This is a genomic window from Thermoplasma volcanium GSS1 (assembly GCF_000011185.1).
Taxonomy (GTDB): domain Archaea; phylum Thermoplasmatota; class Thermoplasmata; order Thermoplasmatales; family Thermoplasmataceae; genus Thermoplasma; species Thermoplasma volcanium.
The window spans coordinates 913,280-930,399 of record NC_002689.2; the positions used below are offsets into that span (position 1 = coordinate 913,280).

12 protein-coding genes and 1 pseudogene are annotated in these 17,120 nt (G+C 32.9%); 7 read left to right on the plus strand and 6 right to left on the minus strand.

Annotated features, from left to right (window positions below):
- Positions 1-218: 218 nt before the first annotated feature.
- The 3 genes from TVG_RS04740 to TVG_RS04750 all read right to left on the minus strand — a co-directional run bounded on the left by TVG_RS04740 (position 219) and on the right by TVG_RS04750 (position 5,483).
- Complete coding sequence (locus tag TVG_RS04740; protein ID WP_048054001.1) at positions 219-3,335, minus strand: hypothetical protein; 3,117 nt, start codon at positions 3,333-3,335, stop codon at positions 219-221.
- A gap of 69 nt (positions 3,336-3,404) precedes the next feature.
- Complete coding sequence (locus TVG_RS04745; protein WP_048054002.1) at positions 3,405-4,175, minus strand: glycosyltransferase family 2 protein; 771 nt, start codon at positions 4,173-4,175, stop codon at positions 3,405-3,407.
- A 246-nt stretch (positions 4,176-4,421) separates the two neighbouring features.
- On the minus strand, positions 4,422-5,483 hold the full coding sequence (locus TVG_RS04750) for a glycosyltransferase family 4 protein (protein ID WP_010917138.1): 1,062 nt from the start codon (positions 5,481-5,483) through the stop codon (positions 4,422-4,424).
- 582 nt (positions 5,484-6,065) lie between these two features.
- Here TVG_RS04750 and TVG_RS04755 point away from each other — a divergent pair.
- From TVG_RS04755 to TVG_RS04765, 4 genes and pseudogenes are all read left to right on the plus strand, one after another.
- Positions 6,066-6,731 (plus strand): methyltransferase domain-containing protein, encoded by a 666-nt coding sequence (locus TVG_RS04755; RefSeq protein WP_162009540.1) that lies wholly within the window; start codon positions 6,066-6,068, stop codon positions 6,729-6,731.
- A 911-nt stretch (positions 6,732-7,642) separates the two neighbouring features.
- Positions 7,643-7,967: pseudogene (locus tag TVG_RS09005) on the plus strand (transposase); the annotation flags it as partial.
- 186 nt (positions 7,968-8,153) lie between these two features.
- On the plus strand, positions 8,154-8,573 hold the full coding sequence (locus TVG_RS04760; protein ID WP_010917140.1) for a hypothetical protein: 420 nt from the start codon (positions 8,154-8,156) through the stop codon (positions 8,571-8,573).
- A 291-nt stretch (positions 8,574-8,864) separates the two neighbouring features.
- Positions 8,865-9,233 (plus strand): hypothetical protein, encoded by a 369-nt coding sequence (locus TVG_RS04765; RefSeq protein ID WP_241760254.1) that lies wholly within the window; start codon positions 8,865-8,867, stop codon positions 9,231-9,233.
- 235 nt (positions 9,234-9,468) lie between these two features.
- Here TVG_RS04765 and TVG_RS04770 read toward each other — a convergent pair whose 3' ends face one another.
- The 3 genes from TVG_RS04770 to TVG_RS04780 form a co-directional block, all read right to left on the minus strand.
- Entirely contained in the window at positions 9,469-10,263 is a 795-nt protein-coding gene (locus TVG_RS04770) for a glycosyltransferase (RefSeq protein ID WP_010917142.1), read from the minus strand.
- Between the two features lie 210 nt (positions 10,264-10,473).
- Entirely contained in the window at positions 10,474-11,001 is a 528-nt protein-coding gene (locus tag TVG_RS04775; RefSeq protein WP_010917143.1) for a hypothetical protein, read from the minus strand.
- A gap of 53 nt (positions 11,002-11,054) precedes the next feature.
- The gene (locus TVG_RS04780) at positions 11,055-12,617 is read right to left on the minus strand and encodes a DUF2079 domain-containing protein (protein WP_162009541.1); all 1,563 of its coding nucleotides are present in this window, start codon (positions 12,615-12,617) and stop codon (positions 11,055-11,057) included.
- A gap of 120 nt (positions 12,618-12,737) precedes the next feature.
- Here TVG_RS04780 and TVG_RS04785 point away from each other — a divergent pair, with 120 nt between their 5' ends.
- The 3 genes from TVG_RS04785 to TVG_RS04795 all read left to right on the plus strand — a co-directional run bounded on the left by TVG_RS04785 (position 12,738) and on the right by TVG_RS04795 (position 16,613).
- Positions 12,738-13,661 carry an NAD-dependent epimerase/dehydratase family protein gene (locus TVG_RS04785; RefSeq protein WP_010917145.1) on the plus strand — a complete coding sequence of 308 codons (924 nt, stop codon included), beginning with the start codon at positions 12,738-12,740 and terminating at the stop codon, positions 13,659-13,661.
- Positions 13,658-14,632, plus strand: a complete 975-nt coding sequence (locus tag TVG_RS04790; RefSeq protein ID WP_010917146.1) for a kinase — start codon at positions 13,658-13,660, stop codon at positions 14,630-14,632. The genes TVG_RS04785 and TVG_RS04790 overlap by 4 nt, the downstream gene beginning before the upstream one ends.
- Positions 14,633-15,092: 460 nt before the next feature.
- A complete protein-coding gene (locus TVG_RS04795) occupies positions 15,093-16,613 on the plus strand; it encodes a flippase (RefSeq protein ID WP_010917147.1) in 1,521 nt (506 codons plus the stop codon).
- The last annotated feature ends 507 nt before the right edge of the window (positions 16,614-17,120 follow it).

Here is a 17,120-nt window from a genome sequence, read left to right on the forward strand (position 1 = left end):
GTATTGTTAAAGTTCCCAAAAGTATACGTAAATAGCCCATTGAAGTAAGAAAACAATGAGCAAAATATATTCAATCGTTGAAAAGATAGACAAAAGACTCGGAATTAATATACCTCTTAAAAATCTGTGGAAACTGACAGTTTCGCACAAAAATCTGTTATTTAGCATATTATAACAACATCATAAAAATAAATGTGGTATCGTTTAATCTTATTCATTCAAATTTTATTTTTTCTATAGGTGTCCAACACAAAGTATGAAAGCACAGCTAAATAAATTATTATGCCTATATAAAATACATCCATTATTACTTTTCCCTTAGTTATTATCTTAATATCATTTAATGAAGCTATACTTTTATTTATGATAAAGATGCTGTTTCCATAAATTCCGGGTATGGAACTATAAAGTTTCCCCCCGTAACTCGCCCTATATTCCCTTAAGCTCGGGTATATTGAGACTATAATAGATGTATTTTTGTTATTTAATAAAGATGTGTTTTTAATCAAAATTAAGGCTGCAACTTTGGTATAGCCTTTCAAATATAATCCTTTGCTAAAATTAAACTTTACCCATTGGTAATTATTCATTGTACTATTTTCCATATAGATAAGGGCACTTCCATTGTTTCCATTCAATAAAGTATTATTCAATGTCACAAAGTTGCCAAAGGGCAATGTTGAATTTTCACTTATGTGCGGATATGGTATATATCTGCAACTTAAATTATTGATATAAAATGTGCCATTGGTAGAGTCGTATAGCCTAAAGTCAACATATTTTTCTATGGCGGGAAATGTATAGGAGAAAGTGTATTTTTTATATGAATTGGAGACATTGAAATTATACCCTGAATATACATTATCGGTATATATATTGCTTCTCGGTTCTCCCATGAATAGTACCGAACCAGTGCCATTGACAGATGCTTTAGCATAAAATGTAAGCTTTAATGAAACCACTGTTGAGTTGATGGAGTTGCTATTTACATAAAATCCTCCTGCACCACCATCAAATGAACCATTATACGAAACACTAACACCGTTACTATACGCATTGCCTGTAATTTTTATTGTTCGATTATAATAAGAATAGTATGCTTCATTATTTACCCATAACGTCAAAGTGAAATTGTCGGGCAATCCAGTAGCATAATTGTGTCCAGCACCTGAGATAGTTTTATTGGAACTTAAGTTGAAATAGGGGGACTCGGTTGAACCTACTAAGGTAGATAGATATCCGGGTGTGTCTATGGAAATATCTTTGCTATTATTGTCAAAATTCACAGGTAATCCATATTTATTGTCATAGGTGATTGCAACATTATAGCCCAAGGTCTTGAATAAATATGGGAGTGAAACTTCATAGATATTATTTCCTTCATAGTTTAACAGCAGGTTAGACGTATAAATTGAAGTAAAGTTATCTACCTCAAATATGTCTACTTGATATTTATTATATATCTCCTTCAATCCGGTGGTATTCTGTAGAAAACTCTGTGCTTGTGTAAAACTCTTAAAACCCGCGTTAGAAAATGTATATTCAAATATTGCCCCTGGATTCTTCTGTATGTCCTGATTTGAAATCACAACGTATTTTACACCAGAATATAATAAATTATAATATAAATCTACACTCAAATTATTTGATGTAATATAATCCAAGTTAGGTATGGATGCTTCTGGGTGTGGTGGTGCATATACCCTATTACTAAATGCAGGACCACCAATCCATAGTATGTTGAAATTGCTCTTCTGCGATGAAATAAAATCATAGGCATGGATAACACTGCTATTGATGTTTAATGGCGTATATCCACCTATATTGGCAACATGATTTCCATATGCAGTATCAGGAGCTCTTGCCGGATAAAATGTACCGTCGAATGCCTGCCAGCCAGAAAATATAACAATAAACATTATAAATATTATCACAAATACCTGAAATTTATTATTTTTAAAATATTTTTTATTTTTAATGTTTTCGATATAATTTTTTATAATTGATATGTTTATATTGAATTTATCCTTATCTGATTTTATATCTACATGAAAATGCATATTCATTAAATTTACAAGAGACATTGAAAATAATATATAGTACATTGATGCAATAACGTTAATTACGTGCCCGGGAAGAGACAGCGTTGTTCCTATTGAGCCTCCAATCAGTGGAATTTTACTTATATGCAACTCTAAGTAAAATAAAGGCTTTATATAATAAACAAGTGACATTGTATAGAATATTATAAATAATATTATAACTGGGAATACAATTTTTCTAGTTTTCCTGAAAACGATTGAAATTAATGATATAACAGGAACCATTATTACTGTTAATAGCCATATATATGTTATAAAGCCATCTGGCAATAACAGCTGCGATGGATACATTAAAGATTTCACTGAACTTATTTTGTTGCCATAGAATAATATATTTGGTGGTGCATAAACGATTGTTGACCATAAATGCCCTATTAATATCAACGGGTATAATGGCTTTATGTTTCCGCTGAAGAAAGATATCGTTCCATAGCTGTAAACTCTTAATGCACCAACAGCCGTTATCGTAGATCCAGAACTGGATGTCAACACAAGCCCGAGTATAACAAAAGCCACCGGAATTATTGTGGATATTATTGTTAATATAGCATATTTGAATCTATATATAAAATCTCTATTGATTAAACCTGCTATTATGCTGCCGATTATTATAGAAATAAAATAAAATGTAGTGTAATCCGGTTCTACAAGTATAGATATAGTTAATAATATGGTTGATACTAAAAATGCCATTTTCATATTTTTCCATGAGATAAAAGCTAATAGTATAATTGCTATAAATATTATATTTAAGTTGTCTGAATATGAACCACCATCGTTAATGAGGTTTAGTGAGGTAAAGTTTGAGAATATAAATAATACAATAATGAATTTTACCGCTATTATTTCATATTTATTTTTGGTTTGTAAAAATTTTGATGTTATCATCGTGGCAAAAATATAAGCAAAAAAAAGATATAAAACAAAGGTGTAATATATAAATACCCTTTCAGTTATCATAACACTATTTGTGAATAAAGTTATGACATAATATGGCCAATCTATTATCAACCTTGAAAAACTAAAACCACTTAACGAATTAAATGATAATATACCAACTGTGTAAATATAATTTGATAATGGCCATGCTTGATCGGCATAGAAATAATAGCCTGATTCAAACAAAAACCCCCTTAAAGCAATTAAAGGTATAATTAAAATCAATATCATATCTATGTAATGTTTTTTTAAACTGTGTTTTATTAAATACAAAAGATATTGAATTCTTATCATTTTTATACCTCCATCAATATATGATATATAAACTTAATCAAAGATGTTAATTAACGTTTCATAGAGATATTATTTAATGATTCTCCCGAGTTCATACATTAAGCCCCTCAAGATTTGTACAATATATCCTCTACCTATACCTAGATCTTTAATATGTAAGGCGTTTTTATTAATCTTGTTAATGAGCATCAATATCTCGTCTGGTGCTTCTAAATTCTGCAATATCTTCCTATATTTGCCGTATAAAAATGCCTTTTGCATCAATATCTTTAGAGGGGGATCATAATTTAAAATGTATTTTTTTGCAAAACCTATATTCTGGGTTTCTTTGAAAACTTCATAGTATAATATTGAATCTTCATGGCTCTCTATTTTATAAATATCTGGCGATAATTTGTTTATAACGTTTAATAACACTGATCTCCTATAATATCTGGGAACGACCGGGATATATGGATTCGGGTTTTTCATAGCATATTTTTCATTTCTATATCTCCAATCATCCAGACATTTCGTTGTGAAATTTTTATTTATAGATTTTTCCGGTATAATTACCATATCCTCACTTTTATCATCGAGTTCATGCAAAAGTCCTTTCTCAGGAATTTGGTCACTATCAAGCAATAAAATTCTATCATAATTAGCATTTTTAATTCCGGTTATTCTGGCTTGAAACATGTTTGAATTTTCAATAATCAAATTTATACCTTTAATATCATGATCATTTATTCGGCATACTGCTATTATTTCTTTTTCAACCTCTAAATTTGTATGAAGATTTGAAATTAAATTCTTTAGCTCTGATGTTTTATATGCTCTTGTAACTATGGATATAGGCATTAAACCGTTATTTAATTTATATATAAAAGTTTACGTATGATTTATATTTAAGCATTTAATTACGAAAACCAGTAAAAAATAGCATTGGAATATATTATGTATACATATTAAATTGCAGGCGATACATTAATAATATAGCAATATTTAATAAAATTAAACAGTATTTTTCAGGATGATGATCGTACATTATAGAATATTGTATTAAAGTTCCAAATATTCTTTGTAAATTAACCTGAAATTTTTATTTTAATTACCATTTAATAATTTGTACCACAGATCTGCAGTTTTTTCCCATGTAAAATTCTCTGCAAATTTTCTCGAATTTAATATAAATTTATCCTCATTTTTTATTATGTACAAAATTTTATCAGTAAATTCATTAATATTATTTACTAAAAATCCATTATAACCATCAATTATTGTATCGACTACGCCAGGAACTTTAAAAGCAACACTTGGCGTACCGGAAGCAGATGCTTCCAGAATAGAATAACCCCAACCCTCGGTAACAGAAAAATGCAAATTAACCCACGATTCCCTTATTATTTTAGCAAGTTCATCATATTCTAACTTACCTGTAAAAACAATATTATAATTTTTACCTTTAACTTTATCTTTGATTTCATTTAACAATATACCATCGCCAACAATTATTAATTTTAAATTATCTATTTTTTTGTATAAGTTTTCATAAATTGTTATTGCATATTCTGGCCTTTTATATTTCCTTAATCCCCCAAAATACAATAATTGAACATTGTCTGTTTTTTTACCTGTATGAAATAAATTTAAATCAACCCCAGGAGGTATCCTTACAATTCTATCTTTCTTAATTCCAAGATCAATTAAATCGTTTTCCGATGTATCGGATTCTGTTACAAATATATTATTTTTATATATGATTGGGTATAATTTTTCGACTAAAGTTATAATTTTTGCAAGAAAGAAATTAACCTGACCTGGTAACGACTTAGCGTGCAAATGCCTGAAAAATACTATCACTCTTTTATCAGTAAACCATGGAGAAAACCAGGGAACAGCATGGCCCATATCATCTATTATGACATCAGGATTTATTTTTTTAATCATTTTTCTTACATACAAATGAGTCCTTATGTTTCCTTTAATTCTATATATTATTATCCCATCAACATTTTCATATTCCAATAAATTTCCAGGATTTACGGTTACTAAATTAACTCCAATATTTAATTTGGATAACCTTTTACCAACTTCATATATTGTCCTTTCTGCACCACCAGCCTTAGGGTGTTTAATATCCCTATGGGCGAACCATAGAAGCTTCATTTTTGTTTATTGTATTGATTCTTAATAATATTTTTTTTTATATCATAAAAAATAATACTTACCATAATGTATGAATCATTCTTAATATCTATAATAAAAATAGTATCATGTTATGATTATAAAAATATATTTAAATTTTATTCCTGACTCAAAAACTATTTACATTTTTGCTTTCAGATACTAGTGTAGAAGAATATTCAAACTCGTTTCCCTACAAATATTTGAGCTTTTTAGTCTCTCCGCACCACTCTGTTAGGGCATAGAATGGTATTGATTCAATTCTAAAGAGCAAAATATAATATACAATTCATAACGGTTAATAATAAATAACAACTGAAACTGAATAAATTATTTCTAAAACTTAAATAGCTATATGTTCACCTCACGATTGCGTAATCTTCCAGTGATTCTAAGTTAAAAGCACGATAAAATACTATAAAATCGACTTTTATCCGATTTATTGCTATATAACACCTGAAAACTTACATGAAGAAACTAAGAGCTAAATATAGAAAACATATATATATGATATAATTAACTGAAGAAATATTAACGCAAATTCACAAGTTTGGAGAAATGAATATGGATAGAAACGGCAATTCACAAGAGACAGGTTATGAACAAACACATGCTGAAAGGCATAAATTAATGTTAAGGGATATAATTAAACTTGCAGGTTCCGATAAACTGGTTTGTAACATTGGTTTATCTAGTTTTGATAAACTAGCGGTTAATTATTTAGGCGATAGGTACTATTGTGCAGTGCCGAACGTGGAATTCCTTAAATCTGTTGATCAATTATATATATCTGAACAGAATATTATTTATTATGATATCACTAAGAATAATCCCGAGCCAAATTCTAAATTTGACCTTGTTATTATTTCAGAAACCTTAGAGCATATATTTGCAGATGATGAAATTGTGATGCGTTCTATTGCCAATTTATTGCGTCCTAATGGGATCATTTATTTGACAGTTCCTAATGCAGCGCGGCATATTAATAGAATAAAATTATTGTTTGGTAAAAACATTTTTTGGTCTAAATACGACATTTTAAATGGTGGGTATGGTCATATTCGCGAATATACCGTTATTGAGGTTAAATCAATGTTAGAGAAATACTTCGACGTAAGACAAATTTATGGCTTTAACCCTTATGGATCAAAATTAATTCGTATATCTTTAAATTTGCTACCCACATCTTGGCGGTCTACTATAGTCGCTATAGGAATGAAACGCTCTTAATTAATAGATAGTTGCTTATGGATACAACAAGATTGATGGCACCTAAATCCATAGCTTATTTAGGGAAAAATTGTATTATTTTTCAGTAGATTTCTATAGATTATTACTTTTTATGTGTCCCATATTTACCGAACATGACAATAGAAATTAAAACAATAGGAAATACACGTATAGATATGAAAGCTCTATGATATGGAAACATACAAAAAGGTATAAAGTATCAAAATATATGGACAAGGTAATGGATGATTCTGGTATTCTAAAGAGAACTATGAATATTATTTCTGTTAATGAAATATATAGGACAGGCAATATATAACTTGCATAGTCACTAGTGTAATATAGTAGAATTAAGAATTGGATACAATAATGATCTTCTAAAAATCATTATATTTAACAGAATATATACCACATGCTAATGAAGTCTATGAAACTAGATAAAATATACCTTTTCAGAACAATGCATGAACTATCATTTAAGTATAGTGGTTATTGCAGTAATTTACAGGGCTAAAAAACAAATCAGTTTAGGTCTTGATGATTTTTTTGCCTATTTGTTTTATAATCATTTATCGTTGGTTTCATATAAAAGTGTAATAGATGTGTATTGGTTGATTTATTCCATCACCTAAGTTGCCATATTTTTAGATAGTTCATATTGCCAAATATGGATTCATTCAAAATATTAAATATCATTATTTTTACCAAATTTTTTATTTACAAATACATCTACCAGATAGCCAATGAGTTTGCGATGTTGATGAACTCCTGGAATTGTTAAATATTCAATAACATAATATATTTCAATGATACCATAATTTTATGTAAATATAAATTTATCAACGAATTCAATCATTAAATAATAGGAAAGGATACATTTTTTTGAATGTAGATGTAATAAAATATGGAAAATGAGAAATATAAACATATCAGATATAGATAGAACATTAAGAGGAAACGATAAAGGAAAAATAGAAAAGTTAGTAGAATAAAGTTAAATACGTATTTAGAGGAAAATACAGGAATAAAAATGGGAAATACGAAAGGGATTTGAGGACAAAGTATGGTGATATAAAGGAGTTGAACATTCCCGAGATAGTAATTTCTATACAAAAGTAACAGATCCATAGTAGATCAATGGGAATAAAAGGTTTAATGGTATCAATACATTCTAATGATATGCCTACAAAAAAGATAGCAAATATACTTGAGTATATCTTAGGTAACAAATATTCCTAGAATTTTACATTAATTTTATTCTCTCACTGACAAATAATTCTTTCAGCTATAATGGTTATGAATATGCCGAACATTTGTCGGCCACACGGATATACCCATATATTCCAGCCACGACATTCTCAATGAACCAACAGGCGTTTCGAGGAGCTTGTCTCATCCTTTCAAACATCTCAAAAGAGGAGTGTGGCACACCTGAATTCCACCATCATTGCTCATGCGAACCAGTCAAGCATGAACAGATTCCTCTCTTCAAATATTGACACCGACCTAATGTTCATGAAAACTCTAGAAAACATAAATTCAGTTGAAGATGATGGAATACTTGCAATAGACGACATAATAAAAAAGACAGGAAAGAACATTGAGGCTGCGGGATGGATATTTGATCATTCCACCGGAAGGACTGTCTGGGGCATACAGTTTGCAACATCCGTCCTTTCGGGCAGATATGGTATATATCCCATATCTGCTGAGGTATACATGATAAAAGAGAGTCTTGACGATGAGAACGAATACCGCTCAAAGATCGATATACAGAAAGGAGTCATTGAGAAATGCTTCACCGATGGGCTTAATTTCTCAACAGTGACCGATGACGCATAGTACTTCACAAAGGATATCATATCGTTCCTGAATGGAAAGAAACTTAACTGGGTATTCCAGAGCAAGGGCAACAGGAAGATCAAGATTAAGGGGAGATAGATCGCCTTTGATTCCCTATTCCTGCCATACAGTAAGTCTCAGACCATAAAATTACCAGGGAATACATACTCTGTCTGGGAGGTTAAGGGAAAGATAATAGGCATGGGAGAGGTGAAGGTAATCATATCAGAAGGCATCAATTTTAAACGAAACTATGCAACAAACAGATAGGAATGGAACATGAAGCGAATCATGGAAACATATCTCAGGCGTAGCGATATCGAGGTTATGAACAGGGATATTAAGCAGGACGGATTAGGTCACATCTTTATGAGGAAGCTATGCAAGACAGAGCTGTACCTCCGTCTCATGGTTACAGGAAGGGTGATCCTCGAAATTGCTGCCATAATGTCAATGCGAAAATATCTCTACGCACATAAAAGGATAGGGAAACGGAAGAGATGGATCGGCTATGAATTCCTTGAATCACTGCTGGATGGGTTCAGTAAGTATGGTGATCGATTCGTTATGGCTGTGAAACAATCCAAGCTGAACCCGTATAAATCAGCAGGACATGTCATGAAAACCAGAGATAAATTAAATCATGGAGTTGCTATATAATTAACGCAAAACTTTAGTTCTCCAAAAATCGCTTAATATAGTATCCCTTTTACGTTAATCCTGTTCCTTGGTTTTTCCGCATAAAAATGCGTGTAAATAAGCAGAAAAGGCTTGTAGCGAGGCATATACAACACGAGCAAAGATCTAGACACAAAGGAAATTGCCGTCAGATCAAGCTATTGACGTAAAGTTTAACTATAAGTCTTTAGAAAAGATGACTATAGTGTATTAACAACTAGATCCAACGAAATTTCCGATAGTATAATGAAATTAGCTTCTCCGGCACGTACTTATAAAACCGTGAATTTCTAATTCGAAAAGCTATGAGGGATATGCCTTCCCCTAACACTAATTCGACGACATGGAATTTACTGTTTCTATCATAGTTATATTCAACAGGGATCTCAATATATTTCGCTCTTTCCTTTTTTAGGTAATAAAGAAGGGCTACATCAAAAAAGGCATTGCTAATAGTGATTTTGTTGAAGGCCCTCTGAGCATATTCTCGCTTAATAATTTTATAGCCACACTGCGTATCATTGATCTTTAGACCAAGAAATATCCGAACAAGCTTGTTAAATCCCCTACTTGGGAACCTTCTGATGAAAGGAATTCTATTTCCTCTATTAGAATACCTATCAAAAATAATTAAGTCATAATAATTAGTTAAGTCGAGCGCCTTTACTATTTCCTTTAAAGGAACGCTGCCATCTGCATCCATAAGTATGACGAATTCTCCAGTGGCTGAAGTAATAGCACGCTTTATTGCCGCACCCTTTCCCCCTCGACCTTTTCCCTTGCTATAGGAAAGAAAGGAATATTCCTGCATCATTATTTTGACATTAGATTCTGTTCCATCGTCACCATCGATAGATACCATTACTTTCCATTCCAAAGAATTTGATCTAATGTATTCGCATAGTTCGTATAATACTGGCATTAATCTTTTTTCCTCGTTATATGCTGGGATAATTACTGTTGAACGCTGATAAGCAATAGAATTAGCCTTAGTTGAGACCAAAGCGTCCATTTTGTCATTTATATTAAGATCATATTTAACGTTTCCCTTTTATTAGACCTAACAGGAAGAATCCAAAATTTGGTTTGAGAAGAACTAGTTGGTATGAATACATAGATCCTGGCATAATATTATTCATACGTTATGTATGATGCTAAAGTCAATATCACACTCTGAACTGCATATCTAACCTATTTTAATTACTCAACTTCTTCTTTAGCCTTAGAGATGTATTTTCGGCATCCTAACGGTAGAAAGGATTTCCCTATTCTTCCTTACTATCCAAAAAGATTCACCTATTATAAGTCCGGAGGCCAGGAAGAGTAACACTGTAAAAAGATCGCCATTAAAACTTGGAAAGAACAAAATTAGAGCGAGCCTAGTCAAAAAAGCCAAAGACCATATCGCGACGACCCATCCAGGTCTCTTATAATAGAGAATATTATTTTTAGAGAAGAATACAATACTTCTGGTTGTGTGGAATGAGATGTAGATACCAAAAACGAAGGCAATAAGAGACAAAACTATACCTAAGAGGGACGTACCGTAAGATACAGCTATAGAGAAGAGTATATAAAGGATAGGCGGGATGAATATTGAATATCTCCTAAAACGCCCTCCTTTTACTGTCCTTATAATCTTCCTAAATACAAGTATTACGGATATCAGCACAAATGATACGTATTTCAAGCTGACCAAATAACTCATCACAACACTGTATAGAAATTGATAGAGTGATTCAAGCTGCATTTATGTTCGCCATAAATAATGGATTTAAATAACTTCCATGCATGGGAACACCCTTACCAAGTTATCTGTGTAAACGAAAAAACGGAATTAGTACGAGCAGTAAAGGTGACGTTATAGAGGTAAACAGGTGTAGTAAAGAGAAAGTTTCCGTTGCTAACAGGAAGAGATAATTCATTATTGCCGTACAATACGTATACTCTAGTCACATTGCTGTTAACTTCAACACTGTATGTTCCTGGAGCTATGAAAAGTAAATTCGAACCAGACATTGAGGAAAATGACATTCCTACAAATTTTATTGGCAAACCGCTATAATTTTTTTTCAACAGGGCAATTCCATCACATTCGAAATAAATTCCATAACCAGAGAGGAGCCTTTCGTTTGTGAATTTCACGTAGTTTGTGTAAGATCCTGGCGATAGAGTCGTATTGTAGAACCAAACACTGTAAGGATCAGTGATAACATATTCTGGAGATCCGCTGTAATTATTTATAGGCAATACCCATCTGTAGTCCTGAGTAAATTGAGGCATATTATTTTGTATAGCCAGTGTAGAACCTTTTGGAACATAAGATACAGCCGAATATATGTACCTATCATACTTTGTCTCGGTAATCCGTTCTGAAGTTTGGTAATTTCCCCCAACGAAGTAATCAACGTAACTAAAATGATTATTATTATCGGTTAATAAATTGCCATAGGGTGTAAACAGTAAGAACGTTATTATCGATAACGAAATAATAACAATTAGTATACTCTTAACTTTTTTCCTACTTATCTTTTTCATACATTTAGATATGGAACTCAATGCTCCTAAGAATATCGGTGCAGAAGTTAGCGCAGGGTATTGATACAGTATAGGCATAAGATATGGAGTATAATTATGAACAATTGATAAACCGACGTATGGAATTATCATAAGTATATCTATAGAACCAAAGGGCAAAAGCGCTAAAGGAAGTGCTATCATTGGGTAATATATAATCTTCCTTACAAGCATAGATGCAATTATAGCCGGATCTTTTATTATCGCTGTATAATTTATTAAGCCTAAAGTATAAGAAGGCGAGGCTATATTAACTGCAACAAACACAGCAAAGAACGGTACAACTAGAGAAGCATAATAATACTTTGGCACTCGCTCTCGTTTCACTAAGAGTACAACAAGATACATCAATATTATTAGAGGGGCCATATAATCGGTTATGGCTGAGAGGAACATGAAAAGGAGAGAAAACCTATATTTTTTATAACTAAGAAATGCAACAGCAGTAAGAAAAAGAGTAGGAAACAAAGCCATAAAGTGGAAATCAAACCATTCAACTCCGTATATTGGATAATAAAGCAGCCAGAGAATACCAAAGATAAATCCAAAAAACTCTGAGTTTAATATCTTCTTTGATATAAAATAAATAGGAATCGATCCTAACGAAATAAAAAAATCCTGAAAAACAAGTAGATACTCTGGATTCGGATCAAGAGAATAAAAAGGATATAGCAAAAAATAGATGAGTTTCCAGTAGACGATTGGCCTTGTTGATAGCGCATGAGAAATCAAATATGATGAAACCCCCAAATCAAAGACATATGAATGGAATGATCGGTATTTTTCCACGTACACGAATGAAGAGATTGTTGAGATCACGATTGTTATTAAGAACAACAAAGCTAGGTAACGGAAGCGCATCGTTCTAGTAATGAAAAAGTTCTTTATATAAGTATGTCATGAAAGCCTATGGCTATAGAAAATAAAGAGATTCTAGTTACAGGTGGCGCAGGTTTCATAGGTTCAAATCTTGTTGCTAGATTATCTGAAAAGAACCACGTTTATGTTTTAGATTCTTTACAAACTGGTTCCCTACATAACATAGATGGGCTTTCGAACGTTGAATTTATTAAGGATTATGCCAAAAACGTATCAAACTACTGTATAAACCCAGATTATATATTTCACATCGGCGTGTATTCATCTTCACCAATGTATAGGTCTAATCCCTTTCTGGTCAGCGAAGCAATACACGACATGATAGCTATACTGGAACTCGCAAAGAAATCTAAAACACCAGTCGTGTTTGCATCTACATCCTCAATATATAACGGTGTAAAACCGCCCCATAGGGAAAATGTAACCCCACTTGTTTCAGATTATTATACTGAAGCAAGGATATCGATGGAAAGAATATCTGAACTTTATTCAAAACTTTATGATATAAATATATCCGCTATGCGCTTCTTTTCTATATACGGATACCGTGAAATGAAGAAAAGGATGTATGCAAATCTTGTCTCACAATTCCTCTGGGATATGCACAGCAAAAAATCCCCAATCATATACGGAGATGGGGAACAGAGACGTGATTTCGTGTTTGTTGATGATGTTGTAGACGCACTTATCCTAGCAGCTGAAAAATCGGATGGATTTCAAGTTTATAATGTCGGGACTGGCGTTAATTATTCCCTAAATGAACTCGTACAAAAGCTGAACAAATACCTCGGTTCTAACATTGAACCGAAGTACGTGGAGAACCCAATGGCCAAGACCTATGTCCACGAGACGCTTGCAGATACTAATAAAGCAGAGAAAATGATCGGGTTCAGGGCTAAGATCTCTCTCGATGAAGGAATTAAGAGATTAATATCATACTATGGATACGCATGATAATAACGAAGACACCTCTTAGGATAACCTTTGTTGGCGGAGGAACAGATATACCAGAATATTACAGGAAAAAAGGTGGTGCCGTTGTATCAGCAGCCATCAATAAGTACATATACGTTATTGTTAACAAAAAATTCGACAACAAAATTAGAATTTCTTATTCTAAGACAGAAATGGTAGATTCCGTTGAGGATATCGAACATCCATCTGTAAGGGAATCACTTAAGCTCCTTGGAATAGATGGAGGAATAGAAATACTGTCTATATCCGATATACCTTCGAAAGGGACTGGTCTGGGATCCAGCAGTACGTTCCTCGTGGGTTTGTTGAATGCACTTCACGCCTACAAAGGAGAACTTACGTCTAGGGAAGAACTCGCCAGGGAAGCTGTTTTAATCGAAAGAGAAATACTAAAAGAGCCAGGAGGAAAACAGGATCAATACATGGCTGCTTATGGCGGCATAAATCTCATGAATTTCAACCAAGACGAAAGTGTTTACGTGAGGCCTTTATCAATAAACGCAAAATCTCTGGAGGATTTCCGAAATCACCTTCTTCTCTTGTACACTGGAATACAACGAAATTCAACGGATATCCATAAAAAGCAAAGGGAAGAAGTAATTAAGAAAGAAGAGTACTATGATGAAATGAAAGAGCTTGCTTATACTTTCTTTGAAGCAGTATACAAGGCAGAATACCCCAGAATAGGTGCAATAATGGATGCAAATTGGAAAAACAAGAAAAAGCTCACCGATGGTATTAGCAACGATATCATAGACAATCTTTATGAACTTGCTATGAAGAAAGGAGCATATGGGGGCAAACTTATAGGTGCTGGCGGTGGTGGATTTCTGCTATTTGTGTGTGAACCTTCTGATTCGGATGATATAATTAAGGCCCTTTCACTTAGAAAAATAGATTTTGATTTTGATTTTGAAGGTTCTAGAATAATATATGTTTCAAAAGACTGAACGGGCCAAAACTTTAGCATATTTTTGCTTAATAAATATTGAATTGCACGTGTGTAATTTAACTTACCAATAACTATTATAGATTAATCGCGACAGTAATCAAAGTAACAATAATATTAATTATCCTCTTCGACAGGAGTTGTCGTTAAGGTATTAAATTAATAACCCTGAAATTGATATACGTGAACTCATATGATTTAAATCAGTCCATCTTCAGATATATTTATAGTAAAGATAGGGTAGTTTCAGAAAGAATAATTGGCATAAACGAATGTTTGCTTCGGCAGGAGATAAGTCATGAGCATAGATGAACAAAATAGGTTTATAATTTACAGAGGCGGATAAAAAGCAACAAACTAGTAAATTAATAAAAAACCTTGAAGAAGATGGTGGCGAGTTTCTAGTTTTCGCACTTAAATTGCAAAGTTAAATATATAAGAAACCATTCTATGCCTGTTATATGCCCCAGACATCTTCTTTGCTCGGTATTGATGCGTTATACCAATTTACCGGAGCTGGGGCACAGTTGTTTTCTGGAGCTCTTTTTTACACGGTTATTGTAAGGTTTTTTAGTGCGTCTCAGGTCGGAGCTGTTGCTCTTTTTATAGCAATCATAGGTCTATTCAATCTAATATTCTCCTTCGGGCTGGGTACAGCCGTACAACATTTCGCATCGTACCATCTTGGTAGGCAGGAATACGCCACTGCAAAAAGCATAGTTTTTAAAATACTAATACTCGGTATAATATTCTCCTCTATAGGTTTAATAACTATGTTTTACCTAGCTAAACCTATATCAATTACATTTATGCATACCGCTCAATACACCCCTATAGTAAAACTTCTCAGTATTGTGTTAGTTGGCGATGTATTATTCGGTCTGCTTAATGGAAGCGCACTTGGTTTACAGCTTTTCCGCGCATCTGGTTTAATGAACATTATAATTTGGATAACTTATTACTCTACCGCTCTTGTTCTAGCATTTCTTCTTAAATCACTATATTACGTTGTTGTTGGTTGGTCTGTTGGAATATTCCTTGGTGTCATCCTTTACCTATACCTTATAATAAAATCCACAAAAAATTACAAAGGTAGGCCTCGCCATTTAACCCCCTCTCTGCTTTTCCAGTTTTCGATACCTGTACTCCTATCGTCCATAATATCTTATGGGGCAACATACATAGATAGATTTATTGTAGCTGGTCTAATGACACTTTCTGCTCTAGGAGTTTATAATTTCGCTCTACTTGTAGCAAGTTCAATCGGTTTCATAGTCGCTCCTTTGAACAACATTATGCTGCCAAAATTTTCGGAATTCTACGGGGAAGGGAATAGGGAAAATATAAAAAATAGGACAGCCATAGCTACGACAGTAGTCGCTGGAGTATATGTTCCCGCAGCCCTTGGAGTAGCTGTACTCTCAAAGATGATAATAACTTTGCTCGCAGGCAAATATTACGAAGAAGGATCAGATGCAATTTCAATAATAATGGTTTTTTCAGCTCTATTCGTAACCAGCAACGTTATGACGCAGCTCATAGCAGCTGTAAGGGAGACAAGAGTTTTTATCTATTCTAGCGCCGCTTCCCTTGCAAGCAATGCAATACTTTCAATTATTCTTATACCACATTTCGGGATAGAAGGCGCTTCGATTGGATTCTCATCAATATATGCTGCATCGTTCTTCGTACTTTACAAGTATGCTAAAAAAACCGGTTTCTATCAGGCTAATGTATACGATTTAGCAAAGGTGTGGGGTTCTTCGCTGGTTATGGTTTTTGTCGTTTTGGCGTTCGAAGTACGTTTCGGCACATCTATAGATCTATTAGTGCCGTATATACTTCTCGGCGCTGTAGTTTACCTAGGTATGATTAAGTCAACTCGTCTGATACACAGGAATGAGGCATTATTCCTGTCTTCACTTTTTCCACAATCAATGCCATTTATAACGAAATTGATAAGGCTAATATCTTCAGAATAGACAGTTCTATATTAAAGAAGGTTTAGTTATGAGGAATTAATGGGTGTTTTACATACAATACGTATTATTCAGAATTTATTAATCTAACGAAAATATCGAACCACACAAAAAGAGACAATCTGTTTAATGTTGAAGGCAGTCACTTAATGAAGACCCTTCTGACTTGAGAAGATATGGAAAAGGGTAAATAACCTCAAGATAATTTAAGCGAACATGTAGTGATTAATAAAGCTTAAAAATTATTTGATAGTGGAATAACAAATAATAGTTGAGAGTCACTAATATCCTGACCATAGATCTCCTAAAAATGTAGATGAAAGCTAAATTAGATTAGATAATTTTCAGTGAATAATACCTGATATTGGTAAACGTCTTGGGATTAAATAAAATGCGAAAAAATGTGGTATAATGTATCTAAAAGAACAGCTCACTATATCTCATCCCAACCGTTTCAGTGGTATGTATACTGGACTGTGGGTAGTATCGCACAATTAAGCAAAATTTTTA